At 49.5% G+C, this 19,603-nt stretch carries 16 protein-coding genes; all 16 read right to left on the bottom strand.

What is annotated here, in order from left to right:
* Positions 1–48: 48 nt before the first annotated feature.
* The 16 genes from AC6I3O_RS25330 to AC6I3O_RS25255 all read right to left on the bottom strand — a co-directional run bounded on the left by AC6I3O_RS25330 (position 49) and on the right by AC6I3O_RS25255 (position 19,490).
* On the bottom strand, positions 49–339 hold the full coding sequence (locus AC6I3O_RS25330) for a hypothetical protein (RefSeq protein ID WP_016221073.1): 291 nt from the start codon (positions 337–339) through the stop codon (positions 49–51).
* Between the two features lie 73 nt (positions 340–412).
* Positions 413–1,402, bottom strand: a complete 990-nt coding sequence (locus tag AC6I3O_RS25325; RefSeq protein WP_016221072.1) for a DUF3991 and TOPRIM domain-containing protein — start codon at positions 1,400–1,402, stop codon at positions 413–415.
* An 89-nt stretch (positions 1,403–1,491) separates the two neighbouring features.
* Positions 1,492–2,355: a hypothetical protein gene (locus AC6I3O_RS25320; RefSeq protein WP_016221071.1), complete on the bottom strand. Its 864-nt coding sequence runs from the start codon at positions 2,353–2,355 to the stop codon at positions 1,492–1,494.
* A 414-nt stretch (positions 2,356–2,769) separates the two neighbouring features.
* Entirely contained in the window at positions 2,770–3,099 is a 330-nt protein-coding gene (locus tag AC6I3O_RS25315; RefSeq protein ID WP_016221070.1) for a DUF6664 family protein, read from the bottom strand.
* A gap of 79 nt (positions 3,100–3,178) precedes the next feature.
* Positions 3,179–9,817: a helicase-like domain-containing protein gene (locus tag AC6I3O_RS25310; protein ID WP_497853603.1), complete on the bottom strand. Its 6,639-nt coding sequence runs from the start codon at positions 9,815–9,817 to the stop codon at positions 3,179–3,181.
* 800 nt (positions 9,818–10,617) lie between these two features.
* Positions 10,618–10,971, bottom strand: coding sequence for a TnpV protein (locus AC6I3O_RS25305; RefSeq protein WP_081643981.1), 354 nt, complete (start codon positions 10,969–10,971; stop codon positions 10,618–10,620).
* 852 nt (positions 10,972–11,823) lie between these two features.
* Positions 11,824–12,282, bottom strand: coding sequence for a DUF3435 domain-containing protein (locus AC6I3O_RS25300; RefSeq protein ID WP_016221068.1), 459 nt, complete (start codon positions 12,280–12,282; stop codon positions 11,824–11,826).
* 71 nt (positions 12,283–12,353) lie between these two features.
* The gene (locus AC6I3O_RS25295) at positions 12,354–12,578 is read right to left on the bottom strand and encodes a hypothetical protein (protein WP_016221067.1); all 225 of its coding nucleotides are present in this window, start codon (positions 12,576–12,578) and stop codon (positions 12,354–12,356) included.
* Positions 12,575–12,781 (bottom strand): hypothetical protein, encoded by a 207-nt coding sequence (locus AC6I3O_RS25290; RefSeq protein WP_016221066.1) that lies wholly within the window; start codon positions 12,779–12,781, stop codon positions 12,575–12,577. Before AC6I3O_RS25290 ends, AC6I3O_RS25295 begins: the two co-directional genes overlap by 4 nt.
* A gap of 12 nt (positions 12,782–12,793) precedes the next feature.
* Entirely contained in the window at positions 12,794–13,492 is a 699-nt protein-coding gene (locus AC6I3O_RS25285; RefSeq protein WP_016221065.1) for a hypothetical protein, read from the bottom strand.
* Entirely contained in the window at positions 13,492–14,097 is a 606-nt protein-coding gene (locus AC6I3O_RS25280) for a hypothetical protein (protein ID WP_016221064.1), read from the bottom strand. The genes AC6I3O_RS25285 and AC6I3O_RS25280 overlap by 1 nt, the downstream gene beginning before the upstream one ends.
* The gene (locus tag AC6I3O_RS25275; protein WP_016221063.1) at positions 14,087–14,263 is read right to left on the bottom strand and encodes a hypothetical protein; all 177 of its coding nucleotides are present in this window, start codon (positions 14,261–14,263) and stop codon (positions 14,087–14,089) included. The genes AC6I3O_RS25280 and AC6I3O_RS25275 overlap by 11 nt, the downstream gene beginning before the upstream one ends.
* The gene (locus tag AC6I3O_RS25270) at positions 14,247–14,522 is read right to left on the bottom strand and encodes a hypothetical protein (RefSeq protein ID WP_159751694.1); all 276 of its coding nucleotides are present in this window, start codon (positions 14,520–14,522) and stop codon (positions 14,247–14,249) included. The genes AC6I3O_RS25275 and AC6I3O_RS25270 overlap by 17 nt, the downstream gene beginning before the upstream one ends.
* Positions 14,512–14,832 (bottom strand): hypothetical protein, encoded by a 321-nt coding sequence (locus AC6I3O_RS25265; RefSeq protein ID WP_016221061.1) that lies wholly within the window; start codon positions 14,830–14,832, stop codon positions 14,512–14,514. The genes AC6I3O_RS25270 and AC6I3O_RS25265 overlap by 11 nt, the downstream gene beginning before the upstream one ends.
* An 8-nt stretch (positions 14,833–14,840) precedes the next feature.
* Positions 14,841–15,146: a hypothetical protein gene (locus AC6I3O_RS25260; protein ID WP_497853253.1), complete on the bottom strand. Its 306-nt coding sequence runs from the start codon at positions 15,144–15,146 to the stop codon at positions 14,841–14,843.
* A gap of 195 nt (positions 15,147–15,341) precedes the next feature.
* Positions 15,342–19,490, bottom strand: a complete 4,149-nt coding sequence (locus AC6I3O_RS25255) for a SpaA isopeptide-forming pilin-related protein (RefSeq protein WP_016221058.1) — start codon at positions 19,488–19,490, stop codon at positions 15,342–15,344.
* Positions 19,491–19,603 lie beyond the last annotated feature (113 nt).

The raw sequence follows: 19,603 nt of genomic DNA, 5'->3' as shown, positions 1-19,603 counted from the left end.
TCCATCGGCAGATGGATAACCAAATTCAGTGCTTGGTAAGACGTGTCTTTAATCCCCGCCCTCTTGACAGCATCCTTTACACACCGTTCTGAAGCACGGACAGCCCGAACAACAATCGTCCTCAAAATCCTCTCCCTCGGATTCGCTTTCTTCCCCTGCGTCCTCCATAGGGTCGTTAATCTCGGCTTCGCCGCAGACAAAATCCCCATCGGAAAACTTCACAAGGTCGGTGTCAAACAGTACAGTCTTTAACTTCTCCGCCGCCTGTTCGGGGCTGTCGGCATGAATGGAAACGGTCTTTGCATAGTGGGCGACAAGGGTCGCTTCATAGTTTTTCAATCGTTCTTTCCTCCCTTTCGGTCTGAAATTTTGTTGTGGTTACGGTCATTTTTTACTGAAAATCTTCATTCAGTCAGCGGGCATCCCTCCTTTCATGGCTCGGTTTCTGCCTTGCAATCCCCAGATAGGACATTAAAAAATCGTTGAAGTCCTTGCCGATTGGCGGCGGTTCATCAACGATTCGGTAGTCTTTCTGCAATAATTCTTTCAAGGCGGCGGTACATAGCCGACCTGCCCTGTCCTTATCCAGATGCAGAAATATAGTTTTAATTTGCGGGTCTGCTTCCAAAAAAGTCGTGAGGGCAACGGGGATTTTGCTTTCTTTCAGCTCTTTCTTCGGCTGATATACGCCCGACAGGGAGAGTAGATTTTCCATTTTATAATCTTTCCCCTCGCATTTTAAATAGGTGGCGTAGGATAATAAATCAATGGCGGCTTCAAATAAATGCACGGCATCGGTCGGCTCTTTTGCCAAAAGCCGAAACGAGTACCGCTTGTCGCTGCCCGATGCGTCTCGCTTGAAGCTCCCCACCGTGCCACGGCAGGCGGCGTATTTTGGTGTTCCGCTTTCATCTTTCCCGATAAAAACGGCGTTGTGGTAGTCGGCACTCTCAAATATAATTCCCTCGGCAACGCACTCTTGAATAAGCTGATAGTCAATGCCACGCCCGAAAAGATACTCGGTCACTCTGCCGCAGTCCTTATTCTTCGGCGGCAGGAGCAGCACCTTTGGCTCGTCCTTTTTCACGGCAGGGGGCGGCGGCTTCCAGTCCGCCATCGTCTGCCCTGTGAGGGTTTCCACGGCTTCCACAAAGCCGTATTCCTTGACTTTCATCAGATAGTCGAGGGCAGAATAGCCGCCGAAGCCCCTCGACCACCAGTACCATTTGCCGTTGGAAATCTTCAAGCTGTCATGTTCGGCGGTACAGTAGACGTTCGTCGTGCCTTTGACTTTGACAAGGTTGCTCGGCTCATAGACTCTAAGATAGGAGAGTAAGTCTATCTGCCTTGCCTGCTCAAGCACGTCTGGGTCAATCTGTACATAGGGTTTAGATGCTCTCATTCAATAAAAATCACCTCCAAAAATAGAATTAGCCGAGGGGCTTTCGGTAGGGAAAACCTCTCGGCTATGTAAAAAGTCTGCTTTGTATTTCATGCCATCTTAAACACAAACTCTATAACACTTAATGCATTAAGAAGCTGAACGCATTCAAATCTCTCAATATTTCTTGTGCATTTTCCGTGCAAGAGCCAATTACGGTTAATATATGGCGGTTCATTTTTGCTATCAAGTGTATATATTCCATCTACAAATAATCTATTCAGAAATTCAATCAAAGATGGATACATATCTAAAAACAGAAATCTCTTTGTAAAAACAGAATCTGTTTTTACAAATACTTTTTTTAAATGTTGTTCAAAACCATCTTCAGAGTATTTTTTTGAATAGGACATTTTTCTTGGGTAATTCATATAGTCATTCGTCCTTGATTCTAGTAATGCAACTAAATACATAGCAGCCGTCATATAATCTTCCTTATCATATGCTTCTATACCCTTATTATAGTAACGACAACTAGGTGCTTCTACATAGGACTTTGATAGACCACTTCTGATACTCCTTAGACTATTGCTATTATCTGCATCAAAATATTCTATTATTTCGGCATCCTTTCCTTGAACTATAAGTTGATACCACTCTTTGATTTCTCTTGGATTAGAATGCTCCGATACAACCCAACCTGCTTTCCCAACTGTTTTGCAAATATCTATTTCCTCTCCATATTTATTCAAAAAATCTTCGTGCGACAAATTTTCACTTGCTTTTGCTTCAACAATAAATGCTTTTACTTCCTCTGAAATTGGAAATGTCCTTAAATTTGACATTGTATCCTGTATTGCTTTCATCTGAGGAAGTATGTTGTTCAGTTGGAAGTTACGGGTAATCTCGTTTGCTATTTTCTGCATAGTTTCAGCTAAACGATTATAATCTGCGTCTCTATTTTTCTCGCTCATATTGCACCTCACATTTTTTATAAATTTCGTTGTTATTCAACCTCTAAGCAATATACAAAAACCAAATCACTTCGATGACCTCTTTAGCAATTTCACTCTGTTTTTATCCATAAAGCCTCTGGGAATTTTCATCTAATCATTTTATTGAACCTCCTAAACTAATCAATAAAAAAACACATTCCAACACTTATCAATAAATATATGCACATGTTTTTCGTGCTTTATCTTTAGTGTTTTTAGAATGTGTTCTCTCTGGTATTTTTATCCAGACTAAACCTTTTGCAGAAGCTTGTCAATACTTTTTTACGATTATCAATGAAAAAAATCGGGTTATAGGATTTCTTGTCTGTTTCGGCTATGTAAAAAGACGGCATCTGCACTCACGCCGACACCGCCTTTCCCTTGGTCAGTCCGTTATAAAATCCCTGCCTTTTTCAGATACCCCACGCTGTCATAGCAGCCACGGAAGTAGACCGACTGCATCTCCATGTCCGTAAGTTTGTTTCTAAGCTCCATTACTTCAATCAACGCCGCACATTCTTCCTCGGTCAGTTCCTCCGCTGTTTCCGTGTCAAACACGCCTAAGACTTTCGGATACTTTTCATACAAGCCCTCAATTTCGGCTCTCACGGCACGGTATTCCTCGTTTTCTCTGGACAGCTTTGCCACGACAGAGCCGAGATATTCATTAAAAACATTGTCATGAACATCTACAAAAGTTTCAAATCTGAACGCATCAGACATTCTTCCTCACCTCCGATTTTTTCTAATCGTCCTTATTATAATACCCCAAAATCAGCAGTACAAATGTGCAAACTGGATTTTAACGCTCCCTGTCCGTGCATTTTTTCTCTGGCTGCCCGTCATTTTGCTCTGGCTCATCGTCAATAACAGACTTATCTTTTTCATTCAGATTCAATTCGATATTGAGGGCGTTCAGCCGTTCCGTCTTTTCTTTCAGCTCGTTTTCAAAAGCAAACAGCTTCTTCACTTCCTCTTTTGCGGTTTCAAGCTGTGCAATGGTTTCCTCCTTTCTCGTCTTGGCGGCTTCCAATCTTGCAGGAATTTTGGCAATCTCATTCTCAATTCTCGTTAAATTGCCGAGGGCATCCGTTCCTAAATCCACCTTATATTTTCTCATTCCGCAAAGGTTCAGACAATAGTGTGCATTGACGGTATCATAGAAAACCTCCATCTGAAAGCCACGGTAGCTACCGATTTGTATCGGCTGTGACAGCGGGTTTTCCTTGCAGATGGCAAGCAGCATCCCGCCTGCGTCCGCTTTTTCTTTGTAGGTCACGCCGTTTAAAGTCATCGGGCAGAACTTGTCCTCGCCCTGCGGCATATGCTGGCTTGCAATCTTGGCATCGTTTTCGTAACCTACAATGCGTTCCTCATACTCCTTAATCTCCTGCGGGTAGTGCTTCAGTATCCTGTCCTCAAGGTCGTAATGCTCGGAAAGGTAGCTCTGCTTCAAGACTTTCAGCTTCGCCACCTGCATATCCAAGTCCATTTTTTCCTTGAAACGCTCGTCGCCCGTGGCAAGCATTTTCACCTCCGCAAAAGAGAGGGCGACTTCATCCACGTCCTCGGCAGAACGCACGGGGCTTTTGCTCGTCATTATCTGGGAGATGAATTTCTGCTTTCCCTCCACGAGCTGATAGAGGTACGCATCAAATGTCTGCTCCGTCACATAGCGGTAGACTTCCACCTCTGGAAACATATTGCCCTGCCTTTCCAGACGACCTTGACGCTGTTCCAAGCACGACGGCTTCCACGGGCAGTCGAGGTTATGAATGGCAATCAATCTGTCCTGCACGTTTGTACCTGCGCCCATCTTCTGGGTAGAGCCGAACAATATACGCACCTCGCCGCTCCTCACCTTTGCGAACAGCTCCTTTTTCTGTGCGTCAGTATTCGCTTCATGGATGAAACGCACCTGCTCCGCAGGGATGCCACGCCGTATCAATTTTTCCCTCATGTCATCGTAGACGTTGAACATACCGTCGTTTTTCGGTGTGCTGAGGTCGCAGAACAAGAGCTGTGCCGCCTTTGTGTCGGCGTGTCCCTCCCAGATGCGGTACATATTTTCCACGCAGGCGTTGACTTTGCTGTTCGGGTCGTCTGGCAGCATCGGGTCAATCAATCTCTGGTCTAGGGCAAGCTGCCGCCCGTCGTTTGTCACTTTGAGCATATTATCTGTTTGTGGCTTTACCAGTTTGGCTCGGATTTTCTCTGCCCGCTTCGCAAGCCCCGCCACCATTTCCGTCTGGATTTGGCTCGGCTTTGTCTTGACATTGTGGTAATTGACCTTTGGAACGGGCAGCTTTAACATATCGGCGGTCTGGATGTCCGCAACCTCACGGAACATCTGCATAAGCTCTGGCAGGTTGTAGAACTTCGCAAACCTCGTCTTGGCTCGGTAATTCGTCCCCTCTGGGGCGAGTTCCAGAGCCGTGACCGTTTCGCCGAACGTGGAAGCCCAACTGTCAAAATGCTGCAACCCATTCCTTGCGAGGGTGTCATACTGCAAGTACCTCTGCACGGAGTACATCTCGACCATCGAGTTACTTATAGGCGTTCCCGTTGCGAATACTACGCCACGGTTTCCCGTGATTTCGTCCAGATAGCGGCACTTCATAAACAAGTCGCTTGACTTCTGGGCTTCGGTCTGGGCGATGCCGCCCACGTTCCGCATCTTGGTAAATAAATAGAGGTTCTTATAAAAATGACTCTCATCTATAAAGAGCCTGTCTATGCCCAATTCCTCGAAGTTTATCACGCTGTCTTTCCGTTTGGTGTCGTTTAATTTATCGAGCTTCGCCTTAATCGCTTTCCTCGTTTTCATGAGCTGCTTGACCGTGAACTGTTCCCCGTGGGATGCCTGCACGTCGTCAATGCCACGCTCAATATCGTCAAGCTGGCGCATGAGCTGTTCCCTCTGGCGTTCCTCGCTGATGGGGATTTTCTCGAATTGGCTATGCCCGATAATCACCGCATCATACGCCCCCGTCGCAATCCTGCCGCAGAACTTCTTGCGGTTTCCCGTTTCAAAATCCCGCTTGGTCGTGACAAGGATGTTGGCAGATGGATAGAGCCTTAAATACTCCGACGCCCACTGCCCGACAAGGTGGTTCGGCACGACAAACATGGATTTCTGGCATAAGCCGAGCCGCTTGCTTTCCTGTGCGGCGGCGACCATCTCAAAAGTCTTGCCTGCCCCTACTTTGTGTGCAAGGAGCGTGTTGCCGCCGTAGAGGATATGGGCGATGGCATTCACTTGATGCGGTCTTAGCTGGATTTCTGGGCTGATGCCGCCAAATGTGATATGGCTTCCGTCATATTCACGGGGTCGGATAGAGTTAAATGTGTCATTGTAGTAGCGTACAAGCCTGTTCCTCCGTTCTGGGTCTTTCCAAATCCAGTCCCCAAACGCCTGCTTTATCACCTCCTGCTTTGCCTGCGCCGCCGTGGTTTCCTTATGGTTCAGCACCGCTTTTTTATTGTTGTGTTCGTCATAAACATAGTCAAAGATGCGGGTGTCACGGAGATTCAAGGTGTCCTCCATGATGCGGTATGCGCTCGCCCGCTTCGTGCCGTAAGTGCTGTCCGCCTTGACATTCCCAATGTCGGAACTCTTATTCTCAATGAACCAGTCGCCGTTATATGCCGTGTAGCGTACTTTCAATCTGCCCGCCGCATAGCTTGACGGCGTTAAAAGCTCCACCATGAATTGCTGTATATCCTCCTGCGGTATCCACGTCGTACCCAGACGGACGGAGATTTCGCTTGCGGGCAAATCCTTCGGGATGACCTTTTCCAGAGCCGCCACGTTGACTGCAAGCTCTGGGTCTGACTTTGCCGCTATCTCTGCGACTTTCAGTTTCTCCCGCACGTTGCCCGACAAATATTCATCTGCGGTCACATACCTTGCAGGCTCACAAGACGGGACTTTATAAATAACTCCCTGCAATTCCTTAATGATTTCTTCCTCCGACCTGCAGGTGAGCCGTGCCATATAAGATAAATCGACATGGGCTTTCTCCCCGATGGAGAGGGCGAGGGCTTCGCTGGCGGTTTCCACAAAGGTCACTTCTCGGTGGGGCTTTATCGTCCGTTTCGTGAACATATCAGCCTTGCGTTTGAATTTCCCCTCGTCGTCAAGCACTTCAAGGGAGCATAAAAGGAAGTAGCTTTCGTCTGCTGCAAAAGCGAGGTAGTTCCCCCTGCTGTTGATTAAGCCGTACTTTTTTTTAAAGGCATCGTATAATCGGTTTAGGTTTTCCTGCTCGGTCTGTATCATTTCCTCTGGGCAGTCGTCGGTCTGGTACTGGATGAGCTTCCTCACGCAGTCACGGATTTCCAGCAGCCCCTTGATGCGGTTCTCCGCCGTCATGGACACGTTAGCGGGGGTCATTTCGTTATTCTCTCGGAAGTAGACCTTGCCGCCCACAAGGGCAAACGAGAAGTTCCGCACGTTCGGGTCAGCGGGGATGACTTTCTCCTGTTCGTCAGAGATACGGTCAACCTCATTTTCAATCTCTGGGATTTCGCCGTCTATCCGCTGCATGGCTTCATGGAGAAGCCCCGCAAGCGGCATATCGGGGTAGGCTTTGCAAACGCTGTCCATGCCGAACCTTGTGCTTTCCATCCTCATCTCGCCAAGCACCATCTCTGGATGCTGGACAAAGTAGCTGTTCATCGTGACACCGTTCCCGTCTGTGTCGAGGTGTACCCATTCTGGCTCTATCTCTATCATGCGGTCACGTTTCTGTAAAATAAGGATGTCGCTCGTGACCTCCGTGCCTGCGTTTGCTCGAAACGTGTTATCTGGCAGGCGGACAGCACCTAAAAGTTCGGCTCTCTGTGCGATATATTTCCGCACCTCTGGGCTTGCCTTGTCCATCGTCCCCTTAGAGGTGATGAACATCACAACGCCGCCTGCCCGCACCTTATCCAGAGCCTTTGCAATAAAATAGTCGTGGATTAGGAACTTCTGGGCGTTGTAGCGGCTGTCGTTGACTTTGAACTCCCCGAACGGGATGTTGCCAAGCACCACGTCAAAGTGGTTATCTGGGAGCTTTGTTTCCTCAAATCCCTCAATGGCGATATTGGCTTTCTGGTAGAGCTGCTTCGCAATCCTGCCCGATAACGGGTCAATCTCAATGCCGTGCAGCTTTGACTTTTCCATGCTGTCGGGTAACAACCCTAAAAAATTGCCCGTGCCACAGGACGGCTCTAAAATATTCCCCTGTGAAAATCCCAGACGGTCAAGGGCTTCATACATCGCCTTAATGACAATAGGCGGCGTATAAAAAGCGGTCAGCGTGGATTCCATAGCGGCATGGTATTCCTCATCGGAGAGTGCTGATTTTAATTCCTTATATTCATCTGCCCAAGCCGCATTATTACCGTCAAACGCCATCGACAGACCGCCCCACCCAACATATTTTGCAAGGGTTTCCTGTTCTTTGGGCGTGGCAAGGCGGTTTTCTATCTGAAGGTCGTGGAGAAGCCTTATTGCGGACATGTTGTTGCGGAACTTCTCTTTTGCGCCGCCAACGCCTAACGCATCATCAGTAATGCGGTAGTTGCGGCGGTCATGGGAGAGGGCAGGGGCGGACGGTTTCGCCGTAATAGGCATTTCTATTGTCTGCCCATGCTCTGGCTCGTCAAAGCGTATCTTCTCCACCACAATGTCATAAGGAAGCCCGTTCTCCACGGCGGGATATTCCGCCACGGTTTCCGTGGTCGGTTCAGCGGGGGATTCTGATTTTTCTTCGGGCTGTGGTTCTTTCTCTGCCTGCTCCAAGAGCCTGCGGACATAGCTCACTTTCTCCACACGGTTTATCGGGAAGCCCATGTTGTTCTGAAATGTGATGTCACGCATGGAAACATCGCCGCTGATTTTCCCGACGCTCTCGATAAGATAACGGCGGTTGTCAATCATAAGCTCTTTGCCGATAAGGTCAGAATTATCCTGCTTTTCATCCGTCCCAGACGGGGCAGGCTCTGATTTCTGCTGTTCCTCACGCTCCGCATCTTTCGCTGCAAATAGCTCCGTGATATGCTCCGCACTGTTTAAGGTGTCGGCGTATTCCTGTGCTTCTTCCTCGGTTTCAAAGGTCTGGTAGATGCCGCCTACGTCGTAATATCGGTCGGCACTGTCCTCTGGGGCTTCATTATTCCGTATGATAAATGGGTCAGCAAAAGCATCGGAAGTCTGCTCTACCGTGTAATGGGGCTTCTGTTCTGTTTCATCAGAGATGATGTCTGGGCTTGGGTTTTCAGCCGCCTTTTTGTTTTCCTCCCGATAGAACGGCTCAAGCTGTTCCTCCGTCAAGGACACTAAATCGTGGTAGTACAGATTGGAAAGTGCGTTCTGGATAAGGTCGGCAAGGTCACTGTACTGCGTATATTCTGCAAGAATGCCGTCCACATACGTTTCCATGCGGTACTGTAAGAGGTTGACGGATGCCTGTATCCCGTGCAAGCCGTCCTCGGTATTCCGAAAGGCAATCTTGACGTTGGACAAATCCGTATAGTCCACTTCGGCGTCGCCGCCAAACTCCGCATCGCAGTATGCGTCGATGCAGCCTTTCGCCTGTTCTAGTAGTTCTTCCTCGGCAGGCTCTTTCCTCCTGTGAAACCAGTCCCCCTCGGTAGCCATTATATCGCCAAGCCGCTTTTCATCCTCTGGGGTCAGCTCGGTGTTCCGCTCCAAGAACGGGATAAACACGTCACGCCCCAGACGCAGGGATCCCATTTTCTCTCGGTAGTAATCTTCGCCCTGCCGTTTCCATTCTGGGATAAACGGGCAGTCGGGGGAGAGGGAATATTCATAAAAATTTCGGATATGGGCGATTAAATCCCCCTCGCCGTCGCCGATGTCAAACCGCCCTTCATAATTAAATTCCTCGCCGCCGATGACGGCATGGATTTCAAAATCGGTCTTATGATACCATCCGACATGGTTTTCCTCATCCTCCCTTTCCCGATGCTGTTTTTCGTCCAGAATGCCGAGCAGCTTATTTCCCAGAGCGAAACTCAAATCCGTAAATCGGTCGTTTAGCTCCTTGTCATAAAAGGCGGGATGCTCGGAAAATCCAATAGAAAGTGTAATGCTGTCTGGCTTTTCCTCGGCAAGTGTTTCTGTTTTCTGGCTCTCGGTAATGACCGTTTTTAAATGGTCGTTTGCAGGGTTCTCCTTTAGCTTTTCTTCAAAATCGGCTCGGCTGAACTCCTTTCCAAACAACGGGAACTCCGCATTTCGCAGGGACACGGCATTCTCATCAAAGGCGGTGACCTCATATTTGTCCGCCCCGATATACACCACGTCGCCCTCGTGGTAGAGGTAGCGGAGAGGGTACAGCTCCGTAAGCTCCTGCGAAAAACGCCACGCATTGCTGCGGCTGTAAACGCTGGTCGTCTTTTTCTGCACAAGGGAGAGGAAGTCTAACATCTCCTGCACGTTGTCGGGATGCTGCAATGCCTGTTCCATAAGGTCGGCGGGCATATCCGCAAAATCCCTGCATCCAATTACGCCCAACAAGTCTTTCTCATAGCCGTCCAAATCACGGATGAAGTCGGAGAGCCGCAGGGCGAGCGTGTCCCGCTTGTCCGCAGGGGGCAGCTCCCTTTTTTCCTCAATAAAACGCTGCCTTGCCAGTTTCCTCTGGGTGTCGATTTCATGCTGCGGGGCAGACACGCTTTCCAGATAGTCGGCGTAATGGTCTTTCTCTTTGGGATTGAGGTAGCGGTTATCCTTAACCAGCTCCCGCAGCCGTTTTTCCACTTTCGACCAGCTCAAAACAAGGTCGTGTTCGGTGGAAATGCCGTCACGGTCAATGGAGATGCCCTTGCCGCTGTACCACACATACCCCTCCGTGCCGTCTGAAAAATTAACAAAAAATCCGCCCGTGCCGTATTCCCTTTTCAGAAAATCAATGTTCTTCTTTTTATCTTCCTGCTTCTGGAACTGGTGGTAAATGCGGTATTTCCCGTTCGCAACGCTGTTCCCTTTTACAAGGACGGCATCAATATCCTCCTGTGAAACGGCAAAAGCAGAGGCTTTTTCGTCCTCTGCTTCAGCAATCATTTCAATCTGTTCATCTACGGTCGGGAGATTGGCGGCAACTTCTTCCTCATTGGCAACGCTGCCTTTTTCGTTTTCCGTCTGTTTTTCTGGCTCTGCTGTCTGTGCCGTAACTGTTTCTTCTTCCTGCCCGCCGCCGTCCGATTGCGGCTCTGGTTCTGAATTTCCTAATTGTAAATCAGTTCTTCCAGTATCACTTCCTCCGCTTGGCTGCGGATATTGTTCATCATGCCGAGCCACTGCATCGGGGCTTTCTCTTTCAGTTCCTCCGTCACTCCCTGCTCGGCTGCTAACTGCTTCGTCAGAAGCTCCAGCCGCTGCAACGCCGTCTGTTCGGTCTGGTGTAAGTGTTCGTTCAGCCTGCCTGCTGTCAGCAGGTTGAGGTACGTCACCCTCTTGTGGTTTTCCAGATAATCCCTGTGCATCAAAGCGTACCTGCCAAGCGGAAGCTCTGGCTCTGTCGGTAATGTCAGGTCGGGTATAAGGTAGTCCGCCTGTTTCGTATAAGTGATTTCGCTCATTATCTTCGCTCCTTTCGGGTTGTTTCCTGCCTTTATCATACTGGCTTGTGATACTCCTTGCAAATGTGCGGTTCTGACCTCTAGCTTCGATTTGCACATTTCGTACTGCCGCAGAGATTTCCCGCAACGCCATCTCGGAGATGTCGCTCGTGGCGATGCCGATGGCGTTCAGCGTCTGGGGCGTGTTGAAATTTATAATCTCCGCAAAGTCCTCACGCTCAAAATACCCGTCCGCATCCAGACCGCAGCGGCTTAACAGCATATAGGCGACGCTGTTTGCGGCAAGCCGTTTGTAAATCACTTCTATATTATAGTCGTCCAGTTCCTCCAAAAAGCTGTCTTTTGTACAGCCCTTTAACTGTGAGAGGTAATCGGGCAGATTATCCTCCACGGCGTTCTCCGCCGTCCCTATTAAAAATGTGGCAAAATCGCCGCCCTCCGTATCGCCGAACCTGTCCGCAAGCCGTTCCATGACGGGCTGCTCGTACCGCTTATCCATCTGCCATATCGGGACGGCTCGGCTGCCGTAGTAGCCCTCATGGGTGTCGGAAACGTCAAAATAATATTTCAGCGTGTTCCTGCGCCCTTTCGGGTCAAAGACCGCTATGCCTTTGCTGTCCTTATTTACCCATCTTTTAAAAAGCCTGTTCCATGTGCCAATCTCGGCTACGGCGGTTGCGTCGGGGCGTTGGGCGTAAATCAAGAGCTGCTCGTCAAAGCGGCACTTGTAATTGTGGCAGGCAGAGGATAAAAAGCCCTGCCAAGCCTGCGGGTTCTTTGCGACCGCCATCCCCGTGCGGCGGTACAGCTCCGTAATAAGCTGGTACTTTGCAGCCATAGGCTTACACCTCCTTATCGTTCCATATCTTTGTTTTTCTGTTTCCTGTCGTATTCCCCGCATCTTTCAGCGATTTCGGAATACATCTTTTCCCGCATCTCCCGCTCATAGGCTCGGTACTCCTTTGCCTTTTCCGTGGGCTTGTACCAGACGCTGTTCTGGTCGGCTTCGTCCATCTGCCCGTAGCGGTCGTCTATCTTGTCCATATATTTCTGATAGATGGCACGGGCGGCGGGGGCGTCCTTTGCGTAGCGGTAACGTGCAAGGCTTTTATGCGTCCCACGAAGCTCGGCATACTCATAGAGCATACGGATAACCTCACGGTCAAGCCCTTTCTGCCCCTCGGCGGCATAGATTTCCGACAAGCCCCTGCACCTCCATGAATGATACGGAGAGGTGTCGTTGGAGCTGTGGGAAGATACATACACGCCGTCTTTTTTTACTGTGATACGGTTGATAAGCTCGGTACTCAATCCCTATCACCGCCCGATAAAACAGTCTGTTCCATAAAAATATCAATCCTCCTGTTGTCCATGCCCCGCCTTTAAGCAGGGGCATAGCTGATTCTGTTTTGTTCCATCCTCTGTGCAAACTCCCGAACGGCGCACCTTACGCCGTCAATCTCTGCATGGGTTTCGTCCAGATAGCGACAGACGGCAAAATAATCCTCCCCGTTCCCATAAAACATACGGATGACGCCGCCATCGGGGACAGAGAAAAGTTCCTTTCCTACGCTGTCCGTCATGCAGATTTTCCGTCCTCCGCTCATTCCGTGCCACCTCCCAGAAAAGAGATAACTTTGTTCCCTTTGATGCTTTTTTGCAGCTCATTGATGAGCGTGATGTCCGCAACCGTAATGCCTTGCATGGATAAAATATCGTCCATCGTCATAGCGGCAATGGCTTTTTCTTCGGTAAAGCCCGCTTCAAATATCTTATTTAAAACCTTAACGGCTTTCTGGTTGACTGCCATGTTCCTTTCCTCCTATCGTTCATGGTCTTTGTGCTTCGGGGCTTTCTGTGCGGACGGCGGCTCCTGCGGCTTCGGCTCATAGCTGTGTCCGTTATTTTCCATACGCTCGGCAAACTCGCAGATGTGGTAAAGATTACTGCCCACTTCGGTATGGTATTCGTCAATGAAACGGCAGCTCTTTTCCGCCTTTTCTCCCCAATCATAAGTGATAATGATTTTCCCGCCGTCTGGGATGCGGAACTTCTCTTTATAATGTGGGTCGATAAAGCGGATTCCCTGTTCCGCTTTTGCCATATGCTTATCGAGCCATTCTTTCACATAGCAGTAGCAGTAAAAGTTATAGTCGCCCTTTGTCGGGTTGCAGCGGAGCAGGAAAGCGTGCTTGTCGGTATCCGCACGGAAGCCGTACTCGGTACAGTAATTACCCTTAAAAGCACTTTCGGGATTCTCCCTCGCAAACGCCGCCATGTCATAGCGGTTGTGCAGAAGCCCCTTATCTTCACGCAGGGCATTGATAACTTCGTCCAGCCCTGCCTTAAATTCATCAGTTTTCCATTGCTCCCTCGTATCAGTCCAAGAAGTATAAAAGCCATATCCAGAGGGGGCAAAATCACCTCGGAGATGACCGATACATCCCGTCTGCCCCTCAAGCTGCATACTCTGTGCGTAAGTGTATTTCTGTTCGGATTGCGTCAAAGTCCGTATCTCCATCAGCGTTCCTCCCTGCTCTTTGATTTCTTCGCCTTTTCCTGCGATTGGATTTTTGCAAGTGCTTCCTTTGCCCAGACGGGCATCTTCTCTGGCTTGATTTCCCCAAGCACGTCACACCGTTCCCATCGGGCGTGCTTTCCGTCCGCAAGGGAAGTGCCGAACACCGCCTGCCCCCTGCCGCCCAACGCACCGTGACCGCCGTCTGCCAGTACAAGCTGATAGGCAGAATGACGATATTCATGGCGGTTGACCTCGGCGTTGATGACAACGACCTTGCCCACAATGCTGCCGCACTTATCGTCTGGGATGCAGTCGTCTATGGTAAACGGGGTCATGTCAAACTTGAACTGTTCCTGCTCTGCTCTTACACTCTCTATCTGTTCCCGCACCCTGTCGGTAAACATCTGCATGGCTTCCAGATAGTCGTCAGAGCCGACCGCATCCGTCACCCATTCTGCGGACAGCGGATTGTCGTAAGTGCAATAGCAGACAAGATACGGGTATTCCTCTTTCTCATCTATGCCGAACACGACTTCCTTTTTTCCGATGTGGATGCTCTGCGTGACCTCGTAGGAGCTAATCATCCGTTTTTCTTCATTCTCCATCGGGGTTCTCCTTTCCCTGTTTTTTCTCCCTCTGCCAGTCTAAAATTTTTCTGATACAGACGTCGCAGAAGATGACACGGCTGTCCTTATATCGGGGGTAAGGGCAGTCCGTGCAGTTATATTTCTTGTCATTTTCATTGTTTCCCGTGCTACCGCTCACGCCCATCGTGCTGCTTCGCCTTTTTATCGTGCTGTTGGTTATATGGCATCTGGCACTCAGACTGGTAGCGTTCATTCAGTTTCTCCCTCGCCGCTTCAAGGGTGTTGCAGTAGCAGCCCCAATAATAGTTGTCGCCGCCTTTGCAGTACCAGCAGACATATGGGTTCGGGGCTTTCGGGTGATGCCCGATGACAAGCTCCGTGTTCCCGATAGTGCAGCTCTCTATGATTTCATAGCCCTGATTGGAGCGTGTTTCACCGTTCATAGGCGTTCCTCCTCTCTTTTTGTTTCTCGTCCATATATTGCTGCAATTCATACTGGCAGGGGACGTACAGCCTGCCGTTCTCCACGCAGCGGAAAACATCGCATTTCTTATCCGTGGATGCAGCATAAAAATCATCATAAGAATAAGGGAATTTCTGGCTTCCCCTGCCGTAATAGTCAGCGGCAAAAAATCCTAACTCCGTATCACTCCGAAGCCTGCGGGTAATCATGAAAAAATCATCTTCCCGCTTTGTGAACCGCCGCTCTGGGATAAAATGATGCCCTCCGTATTCAAAAGACTTATCCTGCACCTTTCACCTCACGATTCTTTCGCATATCTACGGTATGCCTTTTCGCCTTTGGCTCTGATTTTCTGCATCCGCACACTCCCTAAAAGTTCTGGGTATTTCTCCTGCAATTTGCGGCGTGTCCTGCCCACGCTCTCAAAGCTCGGCAAGCCAAGCTCCTTATGGTTCAAAAGTATTCGGGCAAGCGGCATAGCTCCCGCATCTTTCAGATAAAGGTTGCAGAGGGCAAGGTACAGCACCATATCGTCATTTCTGGCGTCCTCATTTTCTTGCAGGACGGCTCTGACTTTGCCCTCAATGGTTTTCAGACTGTCCATAAATTCCTCCGTTCTGTGTGTTTCTTCGCACAAACACCCTCTATAAATGGAAAGAGGGTGGTCATTCTGAACCGCCCCAATCCCATATCAAAAACCTCCTAATTTATTTCTTCCTGCGGAAATGCAGCCACGCAGCCGCACCGCCGATAAATGCCACAAGCACAATAGCAATAATGGTTTTTTCTCTCATCCTGTTTAATCCTCCTTTTTCTTTCTTCCGCTCTTATAACCGACAAATCCGAAGATTCCTGCACCGACAGTAAATGCCGCCGCAAGGCTTACCCACAAACCGAGGTTAAAGTCATCGCCTGTTTTCGGGGTGTCCCGTAGCTCGTTGTGCATGGTGACGGTCGCCGTTTCGTCTGTTTTGATTGTCACTTTCTGGTCGGCAGGCAGGATATAGCCAGAGGATGCCTTGTCGCTGACCTCGGACACGGTGTATTCGCCGATACGCAAGCCGTTAATGGCGATTTCGCCATTTTTGTCCGTCTTGAATGTCTGGTCGTAATCTTTGCCGATGACACGGAAAGAGAAGCCCTCCACCTTGCCGTCAGAGGAAGTCTTAACGATTTTGAGTGAGCCTTTCTGCGCTTCATTCAAGAAGCCTTTGCCCGCTTCATTCTCCACGTTGTAGGTCTTGCCGTTTTCCTCAATGGATACGAGATAGACGTTCTCATCAAGCACAAAGCCCGTCGGGGCGGTTTTCTCACGGACAAGGTATTTGCCGTATCTGAGGTCGTTCATCTGGTAAACGCCTTTCTCCACCTCGCCCATCTCGCCGAGAAGTTCATCCTTTTTATCCAGTTTTCCGTCGCCGTCCGTATCAGAGTAAACCTCAAATACCGCACCTGTGAGCTTGTTATCGGGATAGTCCTTGTCTACCTTAGTCAGAGCGATATTTCCCGTAATAAAATAATTGACAAGCTCAATCTCCACAACTTTGTCAACCTCGCCGATTGTCACGTTGATTTCTTCCTTGGAGAGTACATATCCTTTCGGGCTTTCGATTTCACGGATAACCCATGTGCCATACGGAACTTCCGCAAAAGAAAAACTGCCGTCATCTTCGGATGTGGCAGTCGCAATCGCATTTTCCTTTGTATATTCTGTTGTACCTGTCTTAAAGATGCCAATTAACGCACCTCCTAAATCTTCGCCGTCCTCGTTGGACTTTTTACCACTGACAGAACCGTAAATCAGTTCGTTTTCAATGGCTTCTCCCTCGTTTGCCGTGATATTCACGATAGCTGTTTCCTGCCCTGCGTACTCGAAGTCAACAGGGTACTTCTCATCGCTGATAAGGTAGGCGGCATTTGTGCTGATTTCCTGCACATAGTAGCTGCCCATCGGCAGGTCGCTGATAGCTTTTCCGTGACCGTTCTCATCAAGGAAAATAACCTCAATCAATCCATCGGCAGGGATAACAGAGCCGTCGGCTGCGGTCAGCTCCTCGGCTGCATACAGACCGAACGTGACGTCTTTGATTTCACCGTTGTTGCCCACGCCGTATGCTTCATCCACCTCAAGGGTTTTGTTGAGGTCGATTTCCACACGCTGACGCTCATTGTAAAATTCCGTGCCTGTTTCCGTCACTTCAATTTCCTGCCCCGCATACACAAGCTCGACCGCATGGATTTCATCGTTTAATACCATGCCAAACGGGGCGGTCACTTCCTTTACCTCATACTTACCGAGATAAAGCTTTTTGCTTTCCGCCGTGCCATCTTCCCCTGTGGTAAGCGTGTCCACGACCTCGCCTTTTTCGGCTCTGACCGTGCCGTCGGTTGTGATAATATCCTCGGCTGCGGTAATCTCATAGACCGCTCCCTCTAAATTATCCACGGCAAAAATCGGCTGGTACAGCCCCTTGTTTCCCGATACCCTGCTGAATACCTCCCCAGACTTGGATACTGTAATCTTGCCTTTCTGTGCCATATTGGAGCGTTCCACCTTGACAATGGTGACGCCGCTTTCTTCCTCGGAGTTTTCCTGCTCCACGTCAAAATAGACTGGCTCGGAGTCTAAAACATAGCCGTATGGGGCTTGCACTTCCACAAGCGAATATCCCTTGCCGTATTCAAGTGTCTGCGGCGTGATAAGCCCGCCGTCTGCGGTAGTGTAGAATGTGTCAATCTCCGTCACTTCGGGATAAGTGAATTTCATTGTTACAAGGTTTCCCTCTGGGTCGTAAATCTGGAAGCCTGCACCCGCATACGGGATGACTTTGCCCGTTTCTATATCCTTTTTCACAATCTTGATATAGCTCTCAAAGTTGGCGTTGTTAATAAGGTAGCGGTAAGTCTGGCTGTCCTTGCAGATGAACACGTCAAAATCTTTCATCAACTCCCGACCGTCCCATCCAGAGGTCTGATGCACGGTATAGATGCCGTATGGCATATCCTTTGTCTGGGCAAAGCCGTTTTCGTCACATATCAATGTGTCACGCTCGGTTTCCTCCGCCGCATCGAAACTGCCTGCGGATTTCAGATATACCTCAAAGACAGCCCCCTCCTCTGGCGTTTCAATCTGGGTTTCGCCGTTGTCTGTGTGCTTGATGATGGCAATATTGCCTTTGATGACCTGCTCATTCACATCATTCTTTGCAGAATTATATTCCACGGTGTAAAGCTCTGGCTCTGCGCCTACATGGTGTACGGTCGTGTCTAAGAGATAGCCCTCGGACGGGGTAATCTCACGGACGCTCCAATCGTTTCCGCAGATATAATATTTTGTTGTGAACTGCCCGTTTTCATCGGTGGTGTAGGTGTCCACAAGCTCCTCGCCCTTATAAATGCCGTAAACCGCACCTGCAAGGGTGGCGTCGCCCTGCGGCTTCTTGCCCGTTTCCACGTCGGTCTTTAACACCGTGACATTGAATTTCTTTAAGATGTTGGTAAAGCTGCGTTTTGTAACTTTCTTCCACTCAATCGGGGCGGTCTGGGATGCAGGGACAACGTAGCGGATAGCCGTGTCCACTTCCTCAAGGGTATATGGCATACTGCCGCTGATAAGGACGTTCTCAAACTTCGCCAGCCCATTCTTATCGGTCACGGCATATTCATCTACTGCAAGCCCGCTTAAAGAAGTGCCGTAAAGGTGGAACTTCACGCCATCCACAAGATTGTCCTCGGATGTTTTCACAACCTCAAGGCTTCCACGCTTCAAGGTGTTGCTGAACGTGACCGTAGAAGTCTTTCCCCCGATAATCGTAACGGTCTGGGTTTTCTGCGGCTCGTAGCGGTCAATGGACTGCTCCGTGACGGTGTAAGCGCCAGGGAATAAGCCCTCCACCGTGATATTTCCGTCTTTATCTGTCTTTACGGTCTTGTTGAAGCCGTCGCCCTTGATGGTAAAGGAAATCCCCGCAACAACGCCGTCCTCGGAAGTCTTTTTCAGTGCGACCGTCCCTGTCGGCGTTTCCACGTTGATATACGCCGTCATGGTGTCCACGTTTTCCACGCCCGTGATAACGTCCTGCAGGTTCGGGTCGCCGTATGCAATCATTTTCGCCCCGCTGCTGACGGTCGGCGTGTTGTTCCTCGTTGCGGTAATCCTCGCCTTGCCGTCAATCGCCTTTTTTGACGTGATGGTGAGCTTGTTCCCAGACTTTGACACTTTTACATTGCTGTCGGAGCTGGTAAAGGAATACTCGGAGAGGGAATTGTTCTTATCCGTCAATGTCAGGCTGTACTTCCCGTCCTTATAGGCAAGTTCTTTTGTAATATCTTTCTTGCCCGCCGACATGAAGCTTGGAATCGTGCTGTGCCTTGTCATGAATGACACAATCTGGTCATAAGCCGACCTTGCCCCGCTGTTTGCATAATTCGAGCCAAAGTGCAGGCTGTAAACGGTCGTGCTTGTCTGGCTGTACGGGCTTGCTGAATTACGGCATCCCGTGACGAACTCCCATACAAGGGTCTGCGTGGCAAGCCATTTCTCGTCATCGCTCCCAGACAGATTCCCGCTGTTCCCCTGATAGCCGTAAAGCAGGGCAAGCCCCACCGCCTTTTTCTGGTCTGCGGAGAGGGCGTTCCATGTGTTGGAAGACGCCTTTGCAAGCGTATTGCCCGTTTTTAAGGGTACGCCCGGCTGAAGGCAGAACGCCGTTTCCCCGTCCACATACATGCGGTACTTATATTCGCCCGTGCCGCCTGCGGTATGACCGCCGATGTTCGCACTGGAATTGTACCTTATGGCGTTCCCTGCACCGTCGTAGGTGTGGGTAAAGCTAATCGTTCCGATGTCGCCCGCTGCGAACGCTGTCGTGGCAGGGACGGCGGACAATGCCGTGACCGCAGCCAAAGCAAACGCCGCAGCCCTTTGAAATAATTTACGAATCTTCATTCGTTACCTCCTGTTCGTTCTCATGTTGATAGTTGCTCATTGATTTACTGACAGAAAAAGCTGCCCCTCTGGACAGCCTTTATACCGAATAACTCATAACAAGGCACAAGTCA

Source organism: Sporofaciens sp. St.21A7 (assembly GCF_059728535.1).
The sequence above is the reverse complement of the archived record's forward strand: the minus strand, read 5'-3'. Positions and strand labels throughout refer to the sequence as shown.

Bases quoted from the DNA above. Each gene is read 5' to 3' on its own strand.
- AC6I3O_RS25280 (WP_016221064.1), bottom strand. From the start codon at position 14,097: ATGGAGAATGAAGAAAAACGGATGATTAGCTCCTACGAGGTCACGCAG.
- AC6I3O_RS25290 (WP_016221066.1), bottom strand. From the start codon at position 12,781: ATGGCAGTCAACCAGAAAGCCGTTAAGGTTTTAAATAAGATATTTGAA.
- AC6I3O_RS25295 (WP_016221067.1), bottom strand. From the start codon at position 12,578: ATGAGCGGAGGACGGAAAATCTGCATGACGGACAGCGTAGGAAAGGAA.
- AC6I3O_RS25315 (WP_016221070.1), bottom strand. From the start codon at position 3,099: ATGTCTGATGCGTTCAGATTTGAAACTTTTGTAGATGTTCATGACAAT.
- AC6I3O_RS25285 (WP_016221065.1), bottom strand. From the start codon at position 13,492: ATGGAGATACGGACTTTGACGCAATCCGAACAGAAATACACTTACGCA.
- AC6I3O_RS25305 (WP_081643981.1), bottom strand. From the start codon at position 10,971: ATGAGCGAAATCACTTATACGAAACAGGCGGACTACCTTATACCCGAC.
- AC6I3O_RS25275 (WP_016221063.1), bottom strand. From the start codon at position 14,263: ATGGGCGTGAGCGGTAGCACGGGAAACAATGAAAATGACAAGAAATAT.
- AC6I3O_RS25260 (WP_497853253.1), bottom strand. From the start codon at position 15,146: ATGGACAGTCTGAAAACCATTGAGGGCAAAGTCAGAGCCGTCCTGCAA.
- AC6I3O_RS25255 (WP_016221058.1), bottom strand. From the start codon at position 19,490: ATGAAGATTCGTAAATTATTTCAAAGGGCTGCGGCGTTTGCTTTGGCT.
- AC6I3O_RS25320 (WP_016221071.1), bottom strand. From the start codon at position 2,355: ATGAGCGAGAAAAATAGAGACGCAGATTATAATCGTTTAGCTGAAACT.
- AC6I3O_RS25270 (WP_159751694.1), bottom strand. From the start codon at position 14,522: ATGAACGGTGAAACACGCTCCAATCAGGGCTATGAAATCATAGAGAGC.
- AC6I3O_RS25325 (WP_016221072.1), bottom strand. From the start codon at position 1,402: ATGAGAGCATCTAAACCCTATGTACAGATTGACCCAGACGTGCTTGAG.
- AC6I3O_RS25310 (WP_497853603.1), bottom strand. From the start codon at position 9,817: ATGTTAGACTTCCTCTCCCTTGTGCAGAAAAAGACGACCAGCGTTTAC.